Below are 19,156 nucleotides of genomic sequence, written 5' to 3'. Positions count from 1 at the left end.
CGGCCGCCGGGCTGCTGTTTAAACCGATTCGTTTGCGGAAGAAAGAGGCATGAATGCAGCGGCATCAACGATCCGGGAACATAACCGTTCCAGCAAATGACGATCATGGCTGATGATCAGCATTCCCATACCCCGCTGCGCCGCAATATCGAGCACGGCGTGCCAGAGCTGGGCTTGCGTGATCGCATCCAGCATCGTCGTCATCTCATCGGCGATCAAATATCGCGTCGCCGGGCCGAGAGCGCGGGCGATGCAGAACCGCTGCAGCTCGCCGCCGGACAGTTCATGGGGCCAACGGTTCAGCCAATCCGGCTCGACCCCGAGAGCGGCGAGCACCTCTTTCCCGGGCTCCCAGCCTTCGCGAAGCGTCTTCGCCATCATCCAACGGGGATTGACCGCTTTCTCCGGATGCTGGAACACAAGCTGCGCCGGCCGATAACCGGAGCTCGAGACAGAAGCGTCGTCCAGCGTTACGCTGCCTTCCAGCGGCTGCCGGTACCCGGCCAATAGTTGGCCCAAAGTCGATTTGCCGCAGCCGCTGGGGCCGGCCAAGCCGACCACCTCACCCGGATGAAGATCAAAATCGAAGCCGCGTAATATCCATGGCTCCTGCCCATAACGGAAACCGATGCGATGCGCTTCAAGTGACATGCAGGCAGCTCACCTTCCCTCCGCGGATTTCCCGGACCGCCGGTCGGGCCGCAGCGCATTCGCCCGTCGCCAAGCTGCAGCGGGGAGCAAATAAGCAGCCCGGCGGCATCGCGTTCGGATGCGGCTGTACGCCCGGTATCGGGGCAAACTTATTTTGCGGCAGCGCATTCCATAGAGCGCGGGTATAAGGATGGCGCAGCCGGGAGCCGTCGCCGCTAAAATCTCCCGCTGCCGCAACCTCCACGGTAGTTCCGGCATAAAAGACAGCCACTTTGTCGGCGATTTGCAGCGCGGCTTCGATATCGTGCGAAATCAGCATAACCGCGCAGCCCTCCTGTGCCAGTTGCTTGAACAGACGCAGCGCCTCCGCGAGCGCCTCCGCATCCAGCCCGGGGGTCGGCTCATCGGCAATGATGAGCCTGGCGCCGCTCAAGGTTGCCGTTGATACAAGCACCCGTCGGGCCATTCCTCCCGATAGCTGAAAAGGAAACTTGCCCGCGGTGTCCGGCCCCAGCTTGTAGCGCTTGAACACCTCCAGCACGCTGTTCAATCTGAAGCTGCGGCTTGCGCCGCACACCGAAGCTTCAACCTGCTTGCCGACGCGCATGAGCGGATCCAAATAATTGACCGACTGCGGGACGAGAGCGATCTCCCGACCGCGCAGCGTCTCCTGCCGCTCCCGAGTCAGCGGAACGCCGTCAAACCTTATCTCGCCCGTAACTGTCGCATTGCCGGGAAGTATGCCAAGGACGGCATGGGCCAGCAGGCTCTTGCCCGAACCGCTGGCGCCGAACACAGCGGTAATTTCTCCCGGCTCGATGCTAAGATGAAGACCGTGAATGACCTTAAGTTCGGTCTGGCGAAGCCCAGTCGAATACTGCCTAAAGCTGACGGCCAGGTCTTCCACTTCAAGAACAGGCATCTGCTTTCAGCCCCCCTTTATTTAATCGAATAGAACGGATTGCGTGTTCATTCATGCGAGCTATGCGGATCCGCCAGCCGGCGCAGATTTTCGCCTAACGTATCGAAAGCCCGTACCATCAGCAATAAGCACAGTCCCGGAAAAAAGGCCAGCCACCACATCCCGGTCGATAAATAACGCATAGACTCCGATAAAATGACGCCGATTGCCGGCTGATGCGGAGACAAGCCCATCCCGACAAACGTAATGGCCGCTTCATGCAGGATCGCATGCGGGAAAATGAGCAGCAGGCCAACCGCAAATTGTGGAAGCACATGCGGCAGCAGATGCCTTGTCGCAATCCACCAGCGCGACCTGCCCATATGCCTCGAAATTTGCACATACTCCGCATTCCTCAGCTGCATTACCTCGGCCCTAATAATCCGGGACAGGCTCGGCCAATGCGTTAAAGCGATTCCGATAATAATGCCTTTCGCGCCGCCACCCAAAACAAATGAGATCAATATCAAGGTCACCAAATGCGGAACGCTCAAGAACAAATCGGTAAGCCAGCCGACGATCCGGTCGACGGCTTTGCCCATCGTAGCGGCCGCCAGCCCAAGCGTCATCGCAATCACTACGCTCGATACCGAAGCTGCGATGCCGACAACTATGCTCAGCGTCAAGCCTTTGAGCGTGCGCGTCAGCATATCTCTGCCCAGCCAATCGGTGCCGAACGGGTGCTCCCAGGAAGGAGCCGAGTTCCGCAGCTCCAAATGCGTCGCGATTTTATCGCTGCCGAGCAAAATCCCGCCAACAGCTACGGCAAGCAAGCCGGCAGCAGCCAGGAAGATGAACAGCAGCGTTCGCTGTCTCCGGTTCATGCTCTTCCCCCTTCCCTGAGCCGCGGGTCCAAGATGCGATACAGCAAATCGGCCAGCAAATTGCCGGTAAATACGAAGCATGTACTAAATATGATTAATCCGAGCAGCAGCGGAACATCGCCGCGAAGTCCGGCCTCGACTGTAGCTTGGCCCAATCCGGGATAAGTGAAAACTTGCTCGGCCAAAACGGCCCCGCCGAACAATTCGCTGAACGAGGCGAACTGCAGCGTAACCGCCGGCAGCGCTACATTGCGCAAGCCATGCCTCCAAAACAGCCCGAAGCCTTTCTCGCCCCTAGCCCTTGCGAACAGCATATAGTCGCTGTCCAGCACCTGCAGCAGCTTCTCGCGCGTATGAAGGGCAACGCCGGAAACGCCGATGATGCTTAGTGTCAATGCCGGCAGCAGCATATGCAGAAGCAGGTCGCTCCAGGCGACGTCGGCGGCAGCCACGCCGATCGGTACGGCCATGCCCACCGGGAACCACCTCAACCAAACTGCGAATACGATGAGCATCAGCAATCCGAGCCAAAACGTTGGCGTTGAAGCGAGCGTATAGCAATACCATTTGATGACGCGGTCGGTCCACGTTCCTTTTTTCATAGCTGCCAGAACGCCGAGAACAAAACCGATAATACCCGACAGCAGCCAGGCGATGCTCATCAAGGCAATGGAATGCAGGAACCGGCCGCCGATCACCTCCGCAACCGGCCTGCGATAAATCATCGAAGTGCCCAGATCGCCGTGAAGCAGCGCCGTTGCCCAGCTCAGCAGCCGCTTCAACGGAGGCTGATCCCATCCCCAATGAGCCGCGATTTGCGCCCTCTGCTCGGGGCTGACGCGCATCATATCCGCGCCGATGTATGCCTGAACAGGGTCGATTGGCGAATAGCTGACCAGTACAAACGAAACGGTACATACGGCGGCCAATAATATAACAAGCCTTACGCTTTTGAGCAGAAAAAAAGCAAGGATGCGCTTATACATAACTACGACTCCGTTTCCTTCTAATTCAGCCGTTTCCATTCCTCTATATTGTCCGTTACCGGCCAGCCGTGGCCGTGAGGGTGTATTTTTTGCTTGCCGATATCCAAATCTTCCTTCACCAGGTACAAATGATCGATATTGACGAGCCAAGCCCAGGGGGCATCCCCTTTGGCACTTAAACCGGTGCTGCCGTCCCACTGCGCCTTTTTCCAATAGTCGAGCGCGTCCTTTTCGTTCAGCGCCCGCATGGCCTTTTCCATATAAGCGTCGACAACGGGGTTTTTATAAAAGCCGGGGTTATAATAGTCGACCCCCATATACTTGCTGCTGTATACATTGTACATTTCCAGCGGATCTTGACTGCCAAAGCCGAACAGCACGGCATTCGCGTGCATCAGCTTCTCCAGTTCGTCCCAGCTTTTGCCGTCGACCTTGATGCTGATGCCAAGCGGCTTGATCAAATCGGAAACCGCGATGGCCAGCGATTGCCGGGTTACGTCGTTAGACGGGTACAACAAGGTAAACTCGGCCTTAAGCGGCCCTTTTTCCAAAATGCCGTCCCCGTTCGTGTCTTTCCAGCCGTCATCCGCCAAAATTTTTTGTGCTCCGGCCATATCCGCATCGGCTATGACCGAGCCCGGATTAAACCACGGCAGCCCGTCGTTGACCGTGTAGGCGGGCGTACCGTAGCCCTCAAGCACGCCTTGGACCAAAGCCTTCCGGTCCAGCGCCGTATTAATCGCTTTGCGGATCGATATTTCCGCCGTCACGTCATTCCCGATCGGATAGCCTTCCTTCGTCCTGCCGCCGGACTTTACATATGGAAACGTCAGTCCGCGGTTATCCACCGTATGTACCGCCTCCAGCCGCATGCCCGGCACCGGCTGCCTGGCGAAGGCCGCCGGGATTCCTGCGATGTCCACCTTGCCTGCCTTGGCGGCGGCAAAGGAAGCATCCTCGTTCAGAAACAAAAACGTCAGCTTCTTAAAATAAGGCTTGGCGCCGTAATATTCGGGATTCGCCTCCACGATCAGCTGCTGGCCTTTATCCCATTGCACGAGCTTATAAGGTCCCGAACCGATCGGCTTCTGCGCATAATCTTTTCCATAGGCATGCCTCGGTACGATTCCGGTTGCCACCAGCATCTGCGTGAATGTCGATTGGGGTTCTTTCAGCGTGAACCGCACCGTATACTCATCGGCTGCCGATACGCTCTGCATATTGCCGAGATCGATGCTCGAGCCGCTTTTGGCGGCAGTTTCAAACGTAAATTGAACATCGCCGGAGGTCAATGGCTTGCCGTCGGAAAATTTGGCATCCTTGCGCAGCTTGACCGTCCAATTCAATCCGTCGCTGCCGACCTCATAGCTTTCGGCCAGATCATTGATGATCTTCAAATCTTTGTCCCGCGTTAAAAGCGTGCTTTGAAACAGCGGCGATCCGTAACGTCCCCAGCCTGTCGTCGGATCGAAGCCGGCATCCGGTTCTCCGCCTACCGCCAAAACCAGCTCGTCCTTTTGGGCGTTCGCCTCTTTCTCGGGAACTGCCTGCGAGCAGCCGGATAATAACATAACGGATACAAGTACTGTAATCCAAATATGGCGAAAAGCCTTTTCTCTCACGATCTCTCCCCCTGATGGTTATGATTTGTGTCGACTGGAAGGCTTAGAAAGCGGGGTGCGCATCAACGGAAAAAGCAGCCGATTCATACCAACATCATCCAGTAACACGAATTATCGGTATTGTAGCACAACTTCCCGTGAACGTCATCACTTTCGTGCTACTTTTTCGATATTTCGTGACACAAATATGACAACCAAAAAAACAGCGTGCGCCGCCCTGGCCGACCCGACGCAATAGGACCTGTTCATTCACGGTCCTACGCAATGGTCATGCCAGGCAGCTCACGCTGCTTATTCTAAAGCTCCGGCTTGAGCTTACCAGCCCAGCGCCTTTTTACCCGCTTCGATCGCGGCCGTGATCCGCTCCACGTCGTAGACGCTGCCCTTCCACGTACCGCCGCTGACCGATTGCAGCGCAGCCCAAAGCCGCGTATCGTCAGGCAGCTTCGCATCCGGCCGCATCTCCGGATGCGGCTCCCGCTCCGCCAATATCGCCGCCCCTTCCTCCGGGCTGACCGGCGCATCCTCGCTGCCGATATAATGAATCGTACCTTCCAAATTGCGCGTATCGACCACGATATCGATCACATCGCCGGTCCGCAATTTGCCGATAGGCCCTCCGGCCAGCGCCTCCGGACCGACATGACCGAAGCACGCGCCCGTCGATACACCGGAAAACCGCGCATCCGTAATGAGCGATACATGCTTCCCGAAGGGGAGATGCTTCAACGCCGAGGTAAGCTGGTACGTCTCTTCCATTCCGGTACCGGACGGACCGCGTCCGATCAGCACCATAATATCGCCGGCCTGGACACCTCCGGTCTTGATCGCGGCGATCGCTTCCCGCTCAGTCGTAAACACTTTGGCTTTGCCGCGGTGACGGTATATGCCTTCCGCATCCAGCACCGACGGATCGATCGACGTCGATTTGACGACCGCTCCTTCCGGAGCGATATTGCCGGTCGGGAACGTCACCGTCGATGTCAGCCCTCTTTGTTTCGCCCGCTCCGGGCTCATGATCACATCGTCCGGATCGACGCCGTCCAGGCGGACCAGCAGCTCGCGCAGCTTATGTCTGCGCTCGCTCTTCTCCCACCAGTCCAGCACCGTTCCTAGCGTCTCGCCTGTAACCGTCAGCACCGATTCATCCAGCAAACCGAGGCCGCGCAGATGAAGCATAACCTCCGGCACGCCGCCGGCCAAAAAGACGCGGACGGTCGGATGATACTCCGGGCCGTTCGGCAGCACGCTGACCAACCGTGGAACGAGGCGGTTCACCTGCGTCCAATCCTGCACATCCGGCACGCGAAGCCCCGCCGCATGGGCGATGGCCGGTATGTGCAGCAGCAGGTTGGTCGAGCCGCCGAAAGCCGCGTGAACGACCATTGCATTGCGTATCGCCCCATCGGTCAAGACATCCTTCATGCGGATGCCTTTGGCTTCCATCGCCGCGACGGCGCGCGCGGACTGCCGCGCGGCTTCCTCCCACACCGGCTGTCCGGAAGGCGCCAGAGCCGAATGCGGAACCGTGATGCCCATCGCTTCGGCCACAACCTGGGCCGTTGCCGCGGTTCCGAGGAACTGGCAGCCGCCGCCAGGCGTCGCACAGGCTCTGCAGCCGAGATCGGCCGCTTCCTCGAGCGTCATTTCGCCGCTCGCGTACCGTGCGCCGATCGTTTGAACCTTCCCCGCATCCTCGCCCTGCTCCGGCGGCAGCGTGACGCCGCCGGGAACAATGATGCAGGGCAGGTCACCCATCGCAGCCAAGGCGACCATCATCGCCGGCAGCCCCTTGTCGCAGGTTGCGACCCCGATCACGCCTTTGCGTGTCGGAAGCGAGCGGATCAGGCGGCGGAAGACGATGGCTGCGTCGTTGCGGTACGGCAGCGAGTCGAACATGCCGTCCGTGCCTTGCGAGCGGCCATCGCACGGGTCGCTGACGAACCCGGCGAACGGAACGCCGCCCATGCCGGAAATTTCCAGCGCCGCCGCCTGCATCAGCAGACCGACCTCCCAATGGCCGGTATGGTAGCCCAATGCGACCGGCGAGCCGTCCTCCTTGCGGATGCCGCCCTGCGTGCTCAAGATCAGATACTGCTTGCCGCCCAGCTTCTGCGGCGACCAGCCCATGCCGACGTTTTGCGACAAGCCGAACAGATCGCCGCTCGGCGCATGGAGCAGCATGTCGTGGGTCAATGGCAAGGAGCCGGAGGGGCCCGGCGCCTTCGAACGGATCTCATATAATTCGGGCTTGGAAGCCCCTATAATTTCAAGTAACGAATCGGTCAAGAGGATCACATCCTTTACGCGATATCGGAATAAAATCACGGTCACACCGTGCGGTATATCCGCAGGTGCGACCGGTCAGCGTCGGATTAAGATTTTACGAACACGGTTTTGATCGCCGTGAAAAATTCGATCGCCGCCTGCCCTTGTTCGCGCGAGTGCGAGCTCGACTGTTTCATGCCGCCGAACGGAGCCTGCAGCTCCACGCCTGCGGTTTCGGCGTTCACGCGGACGAGTCCCGCATCCATATCTTGAATGAACGACATCAAATTGCCGATGCTCGACGTATAGATCGAGGCGCTCAGCCCGAAATCCGCATCGTTCGCCGCTTCAATCGCTTCCTCCATCGTATCCACCTTGATCAGCGCCAGCACGGGTCCGAAAATTTCTTCCTGGGCGATGACCATGGAGCGGCTGACTTTATCGAAAACGGTCGGCTGCACATAAAATCCGTCCGAGAGCGCTGCTTCGTCGGGACGTCCGCCGCCGTGCAGCAGCTCGGCGCCTTCTTCGATTCCTTTTTGAATGTAGGAAAGGACCGTATCCAGCTGGTTCTCGTTCGCGCAAGGTCCCATCCACGTTTCGCCCTCCAGACCGTTGCCGACTTTAATCTCGCGCACCTTAGCCAGCAGCTTTTGCTTGAACGCTTCGTAGACTTCGCTTTGCACGATGACGCGGCTCGTCGCCGTACATTTCTGGCCGGTCGAGCGGAGCCCGCCGCTGACCGTGCCTTCCACCGCCAGATCGAGGTCGGCGTCCGCCGCGATGATGACCGGGTTTTTACCGCCCATCTCCAGCTGATACTTCGCGCCTCTTGCCAATGCCGCTTGACCGACCTGCTTGCCGACCTGGTTGGAGCCCGTGAACGTAATGCCGTTAACGTCCTTATGCTCGGCCAAGCCTTGGCCGATGACGGAGCCTTTGCCGGTAATGAGGTTGACCACGCCGGCCGGGAAGCCGGCTTCAGCGAAGCATTCGATGATTTTAGCCGCTGTAACGGCTGTTTCTTGCGCAGGCTTCAGCACAACGGTGTTGCCGTATGCGAGCGCCGGAGCCATTTTCCAGATCGGGATGGCAACCGGGAAGTTCCACGGCGCGATAACTCCCACAACGCCAAGCGGTACGCGCGTCGTAAACATCAGCGCATCCGCATCGGTCGAGGGAATCACGTCGCCGACTTTGCGCATGCCTTCGCCGGCATAGTAGCGCAGAATCGCGATGCCGCGCGCCGTTTCGCCTTTGGCCTCAGGCAGCGTCTTGCCCATTTCGCGGGTCATCGTCTCGGCGATTTCGTTCAACCGGCGTTCCATCGCATTGGCAGCTTTGTACAAAAATTCGCCTCTCGACGGTCCGGCCAGCTTTCTCCATCCTTTTTGCGCCTGCTTGGCGCTTTGTACCGCACGGTCCAAATCATCCGCGTTGGATACCTGGATGATACCGACTACCTCATGCTTATTGGCCGGGCTGATGCTCGTAGCGGTTTGTCCGCTTGAAGCGGCGCTCCATTCCCCGTTGATATAGTTTAAATAGACGGGCGCGTTGACTGCTGTAGACATGGTTCATTCCTCCTAAAATAAATGAATGTACAAATTGACTATTATATACAAGTCCGGCGACTACATGCCCGCGGTACGCACGGATCGCGTTACCGCCCGGTGTCGGCTGCTGTTCGTTGACTCCCTCTTCAAAAACGATTATTCGGAACAATTCCGCCCTCACAGCTTATATGGTCCGGACTCATCAGGATTGAATCCGAAATATGGCGGATCCGCTTATTCCGCGGCTAGAACCGGATTGGACAGCTTGCCGATGCCGCTGATTTCGATGTCGACCCGGTCCCCGCCGGCCAGCGTAAACTCGTTCGGCGGTACGATGCAGGTGCCCGTCATCAGGACGGTCCCCTCGAACAGCTCGTTGTCCCGTTTCAGGAACGAAACGAGCTCGTCAAGCTTGCGCTTCAGCTGCTTCGTGTTCGCCGTTCCTTCAACGACTTGCGCCCCGTCCCGGAAAATACGGCAGGCGATTTGAAAATCGTACGGATTGTCGACCGATTCGGCCAGACGGATCGCCGGGCCAATCGAGCAGGAGCGCCTCCACATTTTCGCCTGCGGCAAATAAAGCGGGTTTTCTCCTTCGATATCGCGGCAGCTCATGTCGTTGCCGATCGTATAGCCGAGAATCGTACCGTCGCCGTCAAGCACCAAAGCCAGCTCCGGCTCCGGAATTTGCCATTGCGAATCGCTTCTCAGCTGCACGCCCTGACCCGGACCTACCGTACGCGCAGCAGTCGATTTGAAAAAGATTTCCGGACGCTCCGCGTCATACACTTTATCGTAAAATGTGCTTGCGTCCATTTTGCCGCCGGTCGCTTCGTAATTGCGCGCCTCGCGGCTTTTCTCGTACGTCACGCCTGCCGCCCATACTTCCGGCGCTTCGATCGGCGTCAGCAGATCAAGCTCCTCCAACGCCGCTTGCCGGCCCTCGCTGGACTCGACAACCGATTGAACATATTGCAGAACGGTCCGGCCTTCCGACTGCGCCTGTCTGACAACGCTTAAAAAATCGGCCTGCTGCAGTTCGACCAGCTTTCCCTCATCCGTCAACGCCGCCAATACCGCAGCGGAAGCCGATGTCCTGTAACGAATAATTCTCATGTTCGACCATCCTCTCAATATGGAAAAAAGTTTTTAAAACCGAGCGCTTGAGAAATTTGCGCCGTTTCAAGCTTCAGCAGCTCAATGCAGCGCGCGAACTGCCCATCGTCGACGACCGAGATCATGGTCGAGACGCTCATCGACGCCGCCACATCTCCGGCATGGTTGAAGATGGGAGCCGCCGCGCAGCGGACGCCCGGCTCGTTCTCCTGGTCGTCCACCGCATAGCCTTGACGGCGGACGCCATCCAGCTCTTGGAGGAAGCTCTCTTTATCGCCGATGGTCGAAGCCGTCTGCCGGACGTAGCGGTAGCCTTTCAACAGCTCCTCGATTTCCGGAGCGCTGCGGAAAGCCGTCAGCGCCTTGCCTACGGCACTGCTATGCAGCGGCACGCGGCCGCCGATGCGCGAGTAGCGGATCGCGGCCTTGTCGCCCTCCACCTTGTCGATGTAGACGCCTTCTTTACCGTCCAATATGACCAGATGGGTCGTCTGTCCGGTTTGCGCCGATAACAAGGTCATATGTTTGCGCGCCGTCCCGCGTATATCCATGCTTTGCAGCAGCTGTTGGCCTTTCTCCACCAGTTTCAGGCCGAGCCTGTATTTCCCGCTCTCGATGTCCTGGTCGATATAGCCGTGCAGCTGCAGCGTCTTCAGCAAGGAGTGGACCGTGCTCTTATGCAGCCCGATCCGCGAGCTGATTTCCGTAATTTTCAATTCCTTCGTCTGTTCGTCGAATAAATCCAAAATATTCAACGCGCGGTCCAACGATTGTATAATCGGCATGTCGGCTCCTTAAGCTGTCGGGTTCGGGTAAACCATGACCTTCAGACTGCCCGCCTTATTGGTCCGCGCCCGTTCCAAAGCTTCCTTCGTCTGCTCCAACGGGTACCGGTCCGTAATCATCGTCTGAATATCGAGCAGGCCCGACGATAAAAATTGAATCCCTTGCGGATACGTATTCGCATAACGGAAAATACCGTAAATATCGATCTCGTTATCGCAAATAAAAGGTACCTGGAAGCCTACCTCATCTACCGGCGGCAGGCCGACGATCGCCAGCTTCCCGCCGCGGCAAAGCGAGCTGAGCGCGGTTTTCAACGCCCGCGGATGCCCGGCAGTCTCCAACGCGACATCGACGCCGAGACCGCCTGTCAGCCGGACGATCTCCGCGGCCGCCTGATCGCCGGCCGGTACGGAGTCCGTCGCGCCGAGCGCTTCGGCCGCTTTCATCCGGTTCGTTTCCACGTCGCTGACGATGATACGGCTTGCGCCGAACGATTTGGCCGCGGCAACGGCCATCAGGCCGACCGGTCCCATGCCGATAATCGCCACAGTTTGTCCCGGCTGGAAGCCTGCCCGCTTCAATGCGTGAATACCGACGGAAAAAGGCTCGTTCAGCGCCGCTTCCTCGTAAGACAAATGATCGGGAATCGGGAACAGAAAATCTTCGCGGTGCACGATATACTGTACAAAAGCTCCGTCTACCGGAGGTGTCGCCAAAAATTGCACATCCGGACATAAATTGTACCGGCCCTGCTTGCAGGCGTCGCAGCGGCCGCACGTCACGCCGGGCTCGATCGCAACCCGGTCTCCGGGAGCGAAGCGGTTCGCCTTCTCCCCGCAGGCAACAACGACGCCCGCACATTCGTGGCCGAGAATAATCGGCTTTTTAACTACATACGGACCGATGCGGCCATGCTCGTAATAATGGAGATCCGAGCCGCAGACACCTACGGCCATCACTTTGACCAATACTTCGTCGGGACCGACAGGCGGAACCGGAAGCTCGACGAGCTCGATTTCGAACGGCTTTGTCATCACGGCAGCCTTCATGACCGACGGGACGGTCAAATCGCCGGCAGCCGCTCCGGCCGCACTGATGTTTGCGTTTACATTCGACAAATGAAACGATCTCCTTTCCGGAAACAATTTGATTTCTGTTTTATAATATAAAACAACAAACGGTATTACAGAACAATATACATTTGTATTGTATACCTGCGACTGGAAAATTTCAACGACATTTCATGATTTCCTTGCCACAAATTTACGGCTTCTTTATCTTTTTGGCGATAAACTCCACTATGCCCGTTATAATAATCGTGATCGATAGCACGCCCAGCGCGTAAGGGGCGAAAAGCGGGATCACCCTCAGGTCCGTAATTTTGACCCAATGCAAAAATAAGGGGTACAGCAGCAGCAATATAAGGAATAACGCCAGCTTCATCTTTCAGGTCCTTCCAGGAATAAATTCAAGAACATCCGTACTCCGCCAGGTCCGTTAGCGGTTACATTCAGTTTACAGGAGCCTTTCCGGCAATTCAAATATAAAATGCCTGACCCAACTCCTCTGGGCAGATATGTCGGACTTCCGCCGGCCAGTCATGTTACAACTGGAAAAGGGGCTTCTTATAAGGGGTATCAAACTGGTGATACAGTCCAAAAAAATATGCAAAGCCGCCTCCACACCACGATATAAGTGGGGATGGAAGCGGCTTTTTACATGCAAATTCATATCTGAGTGAGGGGATGGAAATTCAAAAATGACCTTTGAGACAGCCTTTAACAACGTTCAAATCTTTCTTTCAGCAGTTATTCGGTTTGATAGCGTAACAATCAATTTACAATGCGGATCACCGCTACTTCTTAAACTCATCGGGCACATCGTAGGACTGGCCGAAAGGCGCATCGGGCCTCTCAAACTCACCCATTAAATAGCGGCGCATCGGTGTCGTTCGCTGTAAAAATTCCTTTGAGTTTTCAAACCGGTCGGAGCAGCGAACCCAAGGCGGGCTGTATATATAGTGCATCGTGTAGCGGTCGTAATCGAGATCATGCGCATAAGTGCGGTGCCATACGGCATTATGAAACAAAATGGCTGAGCCGGCATTGGCGCATATCACCTGTCCGATCGGTAAGTCGCCGCGCTCCCGGCGGATCGAATCGGGCATCGGAGCCTGGCTGCGGTGGCTTCCCGGCACCATCTGCATATTGCCGGTGCGCGGCTCCGATTGATCCGTCAATAAATAGGAAGCCCGAAGCTGAATTAACGGGATCGGGTAACCCAGCTTATTGAAATTATACGCGCCCGAGCCGTCCTGATGCCAGCCGCCCATCCCTCCGCGCGCGGGCTGCTTCGTGCACCACGCCGATTGCAAAACGAACCGGTCTCCGTAAAGCGCTCTCACCTTCGGCAATATGGCCGGGTGATCGATCAAGCTTTCCAGCGCAGGCTCGCTTTCATGGCCTTGGCCAACCTGCGCCCAGCCCGTCGTTCCCGCTTTTTCATGAATTCGGATCGAAGCCTCCAGGCAGCCTTTGACTTCCTCTTTGTTTAAAACATCGGGAATGATAATATATCCCCATGATTCAAACATAAACCGGTCGAGATCGGTAAACTCTCCCGCCTGGGAAATCGGACTTAGCATGCACATTCCTCCTAAAAATTCGTTATTTAAAATCGACTGTTCTTTTTTCCCTGTGAGCAATGTAAGCCGTTTCCAGCAGCTCCGTCAGCTTCGTCCCATCCTCCAGCCCGAACAAAATCGGTTTGTCATGCAAAATGCCGTCCACCCATTGGTTGAGTGCGGGCGGCAGCGCTTCAGGCAGCTTCGCGGGCGTGATCCAACCGCCAAATGGCGCTTCCAGCTTGTTTGAAGACAGCTTGACATCGTTGCCATGAATGATCAACGTCCCGTCTGTTCCGTACATTTCAAAGCCGGCCGGCGTTCTATATGTAACGAGACTCGTCTCAAGTATGGCTACCGCATTGTTGGCGAATTCAATCGAGCACTGCGCATTATCCTCGACCTTGCGGTTCGTGAAATAGTTAAACATGGAATTGATCCGCTTAGGCTTCCCTAACAGCCAACTGGCCAAATACATCGGATGGCAGCCGAGGTCCATCATCGCCCCCCCGCCTGCCGTTTTCTCGTCATACCAGTAATCGGGCAGCCAGTTTTTAAGCGCCCCGTCATGCCCGTTGCGAATACGCAGCAAGGTTACGTCGCCGATGAAACCCTCATCAATCAGCTGCTTGGCAAATAAATGATGGGGCCTTGTGCGTGCCGGAAAGGAAATGCAGAACTTCACACCCGCCTTTTCGACGGCAGCGGAAATCTCTTCACATTCCCTGGTTGTCAGCGCCATCGCTTTTTCCGTAAAAATATGCTTGCCTGCATTCGCCGCCGCAACCATCACTTCAGCGTGCATGCTTGTAGGCGCATCGACAACAACACCGTCGACATCCTCCCGCTTCAGCAGCGTGTTCAGGTCGGCTTCAAAGTCGGCACCCAATTGTCCGGCCCACTCTTTTCCCCTATCTGCAGCTTCATCCCACACGGCGGTAATCGTTACGTTTTCAAGAGATTGTAAATATTCAGCATAGCCTTGCGCATGAACATGCCATTTGCTCAACATTGCTACTCTCACCATTTCGAATCCTCCCATCATCGTTTGAGTTCATGAAATGCATCCTATAATATCATTATGCTGGCTTTGTCTTTCTTACAAAAGTCTAAATTGATTGGATCATGTATCACTTTTATTCAAAGCGTTCAAATCGATGACAGCTCTTTCAGGCCGATTTATCCTGTTAGCTTTTTGATCACCTTATCGCGATACTGGCTTGGCGTTAAACCGACATGTTCCTTGAACACCCTTGTAAAATAGCGATAGTTGCGATAGCCGATCTTTTCCCCGATTTCAATGATCGTCAACTGTGTTTTCTCCAAAATTTCCCGCGCTTCTTCCATGCGCAAAGAGATCACATATTCGATAAAATTCCGTCCCTGCTCCTGCTTGAATAGCGTGCTGAAATAAGAGGGACTGATCCCGGCGTATTCAGCCACCTCCTGCAGCGATAAGTCTCTGTTCAAGTTCAGTTTAATATATTCAATTCCTTTGGCTACAGGACTCAGCTTCAGACTGTCAACCTCGAACATGCTTTCGATAAATCGGATCAACTGCTTCATTTTCACTTTAAGCTCGACAAGCGTCTCCATTTGCTCCAGCTCATTGAGCAGCTTGCGCATCCTTTCGCTGTTTACATGAACCGATTTCAGATCGGTTAACTGCTTGGTAATGTTGGTCAGCAGTTCCCCTGCCACCCAGCGGACTCCCTCCGCCGTACCCTGTCTTGTGTAAAGATCAAAAAAACGGTCCAATTCATCGTAAGCGCTGACAATATCGTTCCGCTTCAATTCCGAAATAATCCTTTTCTCCCAATCGAGCGAATACTGACATTGTTCATCCCATACCGTCAGCTCACATCGGTTAATAATCGAAGCTACGCCCGTGAAAAACTTGTGCTCCAGCGCTTTAACCGCTTGTCGGTACCCGTCGATAAGACCTTCCGCTCCGTCCACGGGCCCGCTTCCGCCTACGGAAATCGTAATATCGAACACCTTCAAATATTTTTTCAAGGCCTGTTGGAATTGATAGCCCAGCTCCCGAGTATAATCTGCGGCACACTTCCCGCCGTTCAAAGGGATAAAAAACACATGCCGGTTAGGCTCCAGAAAAACAGCTTCCAGCGGCTGGTAGGACTGGGTAATTTCACTTAAAATATTCATCACAATAAAGCTGCAAAGCCTTTGATCCTTCATGCTGTAACTCATTGTAAAATGGCTGTAATGATCGATCGAAGCGACGATCGTCAAATAAGGGCTGCGCAGAAAACGTTTATCCAAAAGTTCCAGTCTCTGGGCAAGCTCCGGCATCTCCTCTTCCTGAACGAGACATCTTTGAAATATTTCCGTTTTGGTCAAGCTCTCTTTTTCCTTGCGGATTCGTCCAGCCTCCAGCAGCTCATTTTTCCGCATATGCTTTTCATCCAGTTCTATCTTCAGACGTTCAAACTCCAGCTTCAGCTGTTCTTTCGTAACCGGTTTTAACAAATATACGGCAACGCCGAGCCTGATCGCTTTTTGTGCATAATCGAATTCACCGTATCCGCTGGAAATGAGCACCTCAATATCAAGAGCGGCGCTGCGTATACGGCTGATCAATTCAATGCCGTCCATATGCGGCATCCTGACATCCGTCATCACGACATCGATGTTAGGATCTTCCTGAATTTGCGCCCATGCCATTTCACCGTCCTCGGCAACTCCGATGATCTGAAAACCGAATGTTTCCCACTCAATCTTGTGCGTCAACCATTTTCTCGTGGACATTTCGTCTTCCACCAGTAACAGACGGTACATAATGATCTCCTTTCAATATCGGAAGGGGTTTGAACTGACGCACGTTCGAAATTCGCAGGCGGATCGTTGTTCGCGCTTTTAGAGAAAGCTCGGCATCTCAATTTCAACTTCTCTTTTAAGCTTGGCGGAACGGTATATCCCGTCGCAGATTGCCTGGTTATAAATAATTTCCTCCCCTGGAATCGGAGCCGGACGTCCGTGAATGATCGCGTCGCAAAAATCGCGCACCTTCGCAGTGAAAGGATCATTCTCTTGCGTTCCTTCATAAGCGTTGAAGGGATGAGACGGCAGCACGTAACTATCCACTTGCTGACCGTTCACATCGGTAAAGAGCATGACACGCGAAGGTTTATTGGCATAATCGAAGCCGTTTACGATTTTGATGCCCCCCTCTGTCCCCAGCCAGAGCGTATCTCCCAAGGAATCGGCATGCATCGCCCATGCCTGCTTGAATACGAACGTAACGTCGCCTTCCATACGCACCAAGGCCACGGAAAAGTCGTCTACATCGAATGATTCCGCATCCTCCCAATATTTCGGATTTTTACCGAAATAGTCCGTCGCAATCGCTGATACGGTCAAAGGCTTGGGGTATTTTACGGCATGCAGACACTGGTCGATGGAATAACATCCGATATCGCCCAAACAGCCGTAACCAGCCTTCTTGCCATCCACGAACGTACCCGCCGGGATCCCTCGCCTGCGGCCGCCCCCGCTCTGAATGTAATAAATTTTTCCCAACGCTCCCGAGGCAATGATGTCATCTACTTTTTTTCGCATGTAACTGTACCTCGGCTGGAAACCGATGGTCAAAATCTTGCCGGCTTTGCGCGAAGCCTTCACCATATCTGCAGCTTCCTGCAGTGTAAATGACATCGGCTTCTCGCACTGTACATGTATGCCCGCTTCCAATGCAGCGATAACGCACTCAGCATGGGTCGTGTTATATGTACAAACGGTCACGCCATCCATTTCTACATTTTTTATCAATTGTTCGGCACTGTTGAAAGCCTTTGCTTCAGGCAATTCCCATTGCTCCAAAAATGCCTTCGCCTTACCGGGAACAATATCGGCGCCTCCGACAATCTCAACATCGTCAAACTGTTTGTAGGCTTTCATGTGCACGCCTGCTATTCCGCCCGTACCGATGATACCGATTCGTAATTTTTTGCCCATTTGGCAACACTCCCAGTTTAGAATACGCGAATCAGTTGCGCTTCATAATAAATGATTTCGATCCATGTATCTTTTAATTGTGAAAATAAATCGTCGTCCTTAGTTCGGCATTCGGAACTTCAATACTTCTTTGCCTTTCAAAGCATCGTTCGTGTACTTTATCGCCTCATTGTAGCCTGTCTTGATCATTTGATTTCGCAGGTCGTTTAACACACGGAGGGCGGCTTCGTCGGATTTAGCGAAGATGGCTTCCTTCCAGACGTCGTTGATTTTATCCATGGACGGCTTCAAGGTCTCCCATGTCGGAGCTTTAGTGATGACATCCGCCGGATTATAAGCGGAGATGACTTTAATGCCATTAGGACGCAGGATTTTGCGCGCTTTCTCCATATCCGCCAAATATCCCTCGTCGGCCCATATATCGCCGCCTGCCTTCGAGTTAATGCGATCCAGACCGGTCAAAGACTGGAACCCGATGTTAATGCCTTCGTTTTTTTTCGCTTTGCCGGTATTATCGTTCACGAACTTGTCGAACCATTCCTTCTTGGCGGTCGGCTTGCCGTTCTGCATATCCCAATGAACGCCTTGTACACCGTAACGGACCAGCCTGAACCCTTCGTCGGAAGCAAGGTAATCGAGCAAGCGCAGCGCAGCATCGACATCTTTGCATTTCTTCGTGATCGCCGTCACGTTGCCGCCCTGAATGACCAGATCAGCCGGACGGCTTGCGTCTGCGCCCGCTCTTTCCAGCGGACCGATCGGTACGTAGCTGCTGCCGGGATGTGTTTTGACATATTCCTTCGATGCGTCGAGAATAGCCGGATAGTGAGCGGCCAGTACGGCTATGCGTCCTTGATTCACCTTCTCGTTGGCGATCGGATCTGTCTGGGTAAACGCCTCGGGATCGAGCAGCCCCTCGGAAATCAGCTTCCGATAATATAGCGTGTACTCGTCATACGCCTTCGTAAAGAAATAATTTTCGAACGTACCGTCGCCTTTATCCGGGAAGCTGGAGCTGTAGAACATCGTATCGCCGATGTTAACCGCCCAGCCGTTATGGAACCCTCCGAAAGGAATGACCGGCTGGCCGCTTTCCTTCAGGCCTGCGTCCTTGATTTTCTTAAAGAGGTTATACAGGTCGCTCTTCGTCTTGACCGATTGCGGATCGACATTGAGCTTCTCGGCAATATCCTTGCGGATATAGAAGCCATACAGCCAATCCTTGCCGTCCTCGGCGGTTGCGGGATGTCCTTGGTACAGCAAATATTTTTTGCCGCCATACGCGTCGATCGCCTTCTCATACAAGGCTGGCGGCACGTTCTCCTTGGCGATTTCCTTGGCTAAATTCGGGTAATTGGCCAGTTTGCCGGAGATGTCCACCAGCTGCCCTTCCGTCGCCGCCTTAACAATGCCGTCCAATTCACCGCTCCAGGCGGGACCGGTATAAATGTCCGGCAAGTCCTGGGTTGCGAAGATCGTATTCACTTTCTCGACTTCGCTGCCTTTCGTATACGACCATTGGACGGTTACACCCGTTTTCTCCTTGATCACCTTTGATATGGCATTCATCTCATTCTCGGCGCCGCTGGAACCGTTCCAGTTATGCAGCACCTTGAGCGTTACCTCTTTGTTGGCCCCCGCATCCGGTTTGGCCGTGTCATCGGTGTTCTTCTTGGTTGTGGACGACGTCGGTTCCTGGTCGGTACAGGCCGCCAATGATCCGGCCAGCGTAACGGCAACGACGATATATGCGCCTTTTGACCACAGTTTTCTCATATGAACCCTCCT

The 19,156-nt window shown here is 54.8% G+C and carries 16 protein-coding genes; all 16 read right to left on the bottom strand.

Annotation, left to right across the window (positions count from 1 at the left end):
- Window positions 1–18: 18 nt before the first annotated feature.
- A complete protein-coding gene (locus E1757_RS18660; RefSeq protein WP_133230859.1) occupies window positions 19–651 on the bottom strand; it encodes an ABC transporter ATP-binding protein in 633 nt (210 codons plus the stop codon).
- Window positions 641–1,573: an ABC transporter ATP-binding protein gene (locus E1757_RS18655; RefSeq protein WP_133230856.1), complete on the bottom strand. Its 933-nt coding sequence runs from the start codon at window positions 1,571–1,573 to the stop codon at window positions 641–643. Before E1757_RS18655 ends, E1757_RS18660 begins: the two co-directional genes overlap by 11 nt.
- 47 nt (window positions 1,574–1,620) lie before the next feature.
- A complete protein-coding gene (locus E1757_RS18650; protein ID WP_133230854.1) occupies window positions 1,621–2,436 on the bottom strand; it encodes an ABC transporter permease in 816 nt (271 codons plus the stop codon).
- Window positions 2,433–3,422 carry an ABC transporter permease gene (locus E1757_RS18645; protein ID WP_133230851.1) on the bottom strand — a complete coding sequence of 330 codons (990 nt, stop codon included), beginning with the start codon at window positions 3,420–3,422 and terminating at the stop codon, window positions 2,433–2,435. Before E1757_RS18645 ends, E1757_RS18650 begins: the two co-directional genes overlap by 4 nt.
- A 20-nt stretch (window positions 3,423–3,442) precedes the next feature.
- Window positions 3,443–4,993: an ABC transporter substrate-binding protein gene (locus E1757_RS18640; protein ID WP_133231277.1), complete on the bottom strand. Its 1,551-nt coding sequence runs from the start codon at window positions 4,991–4,993 to the stop codon at window positions 3,443–3,445.
- A 366-nt stretch (window positions 4,994–5,359) separates the two neighbouring features.
- Window positions 5,360–7,333: a YjhG/YagF family D-xylonate dehydratase gene (locus tag E1757_RS18635; protein WP_133230848.1), complete on the bottom strand. Its 1,974-nt coding sequence runs from the start codon at window positions 7,331–7,333 to the stop codon at window positions 5,360–5,362.
- Between the two features lie 86 nt (window positions 7,334–7,419).
- A complete protein-coding gene (gucD, locus tag E1757_RS18630) occupies window positions 7,420–8,886 on the bottom strand; it encodes an alpha-ketoglutaric semialdehyde dehydrogenase GucD (RefSeq protein ID WP_133230845.1) in 1,467 nt (488 codons plus the stop codon).
- A gap of 216 nt (window positions 8,887–9,102) precedes the next feature.
- Entirely contained in the window at window positions 9,103–9,984 is an 882-nt protein-coding gene (locus E1757_RS18625; protein ID WP_133230842.1) for a fumarylacetoacetate hydrolase family protein, read from the bottom strand.
- Between the two features lie 14 nt (window positions 9,985–9,998).
- Complete coding sequence (locus tag E1757_RS18620; protein ID WP_133230839.1) at window positions 9,999–10,769, bottom strand: IclR family transcriptional regulator; 771 nt, start codon at window positions 10,767–10,769, stop codon at window positions 9,999–10,001.
- Window positions 10,770–10,778: 9 nt separating this feature from the next.
- Window positions 10,779–11,819 (bottom strand): NAD(P)-dependent alcohol dehydrogenase, encoded by a 1,041-nt coding sequence (locus tag E1757_RS18615; RefSeq protein WP_133231275.1) that lies wholly within the window; start codon window positions 11,817–11,819, stop codon window positions 10,779–10,781.
- Window positions 11,820–12,033: 214 nt separating this feature from the next.
- Window positions 12,034–12,213, bottom strand: coding sequence for a hypothetical protein (locus E1757_RS18610; protein ID WP_133230836.1), 180 nt, complete (start codon window positions 12,211–12,213; stop codon window positions 12,034–12,036).
- Window positions 12,214–12,625: 412 nt separating this feature from the next.
- Complete coding sequence (locus E1757_RS18605) at window positions 12,626–13,414, bottom strand: phytanoyl-CoA dioxygenase family protein (RefSeq protein ID WP_133230834.1); 789 nt, start codon at window positions 13,412–13,414, stop codon at window positions 12,626–12,628.
- Window positions 13,415–13,436: 22 nt separating this feature from the next.
- The gene (locus E1757_RS18600) at window positions 13,437–14,420 is read right to left on the bottom strand and encodes a Gfo/Idh/MocA family protein (protein WP_133230831.1); all 984 of its coding nucleotides are present in this window, start codon (window positions 14,418–14,420) and stop codon (window positions 13,437–13,439) included.
- 152 nt (window positions 14,421–14,572) lie between these two features.
- Entirely contained in the window at window positions 14,573–16,192 is a 1,620-nt protein-coding gene (locus E1757_RS18595; protein WP_133230828.1) for a helix-turn-helix domain-containing protein, read from the bottom strand.
- Window positions 16,193–16,270: 78 nt separating this feature from the next.
- Window positions 16,271–17,368 carry a Gfo/Idh/MocA family protein gene (locus E1757_RS18590; RefSeq protein ID WP_133230825.1) on the bottom strand — a complete coding sequence of 366 codons (1,098 nt, stop codon included), beginning with the start codon at window positions 17,366–17,368 and terminating at the stop codon, window positions 16,271–16,273.
- A gap of 99 nt (window positions 17,369–17,467) precedes the next feature.
- Window positions 17,468–19,144 carry a type 2 periplasmic-binding domain-containing protein gene (locus E1757_RS18585; RefSeq protein ID WP_133230822.1) on the bottom strand — a complete coding sequence of 559 codons (1,677 nt, stop codon included), beginning with the start codon at window positions 19,142–19,144 and terminating at the stop codon, window positions 17,468–17,470.
- Between the last annotated feature and the right edge of the window lie 12 nt (window positions 19,145–19,156).

This window comes from Paenibacillus piri, from assembly GCF_004354045.1.
Lineage (GTDB): Bacteria > Bacillota > Bacilli > Paenibacillales > NBRC-103111 > Paenibacillus_S > Paenibacillus_S piri.
The sequence above is the reverse complement of the archived record's forward strand: the minus strand, read 5'-3'. Positions and strand labels throughout refer to the sequence as shown.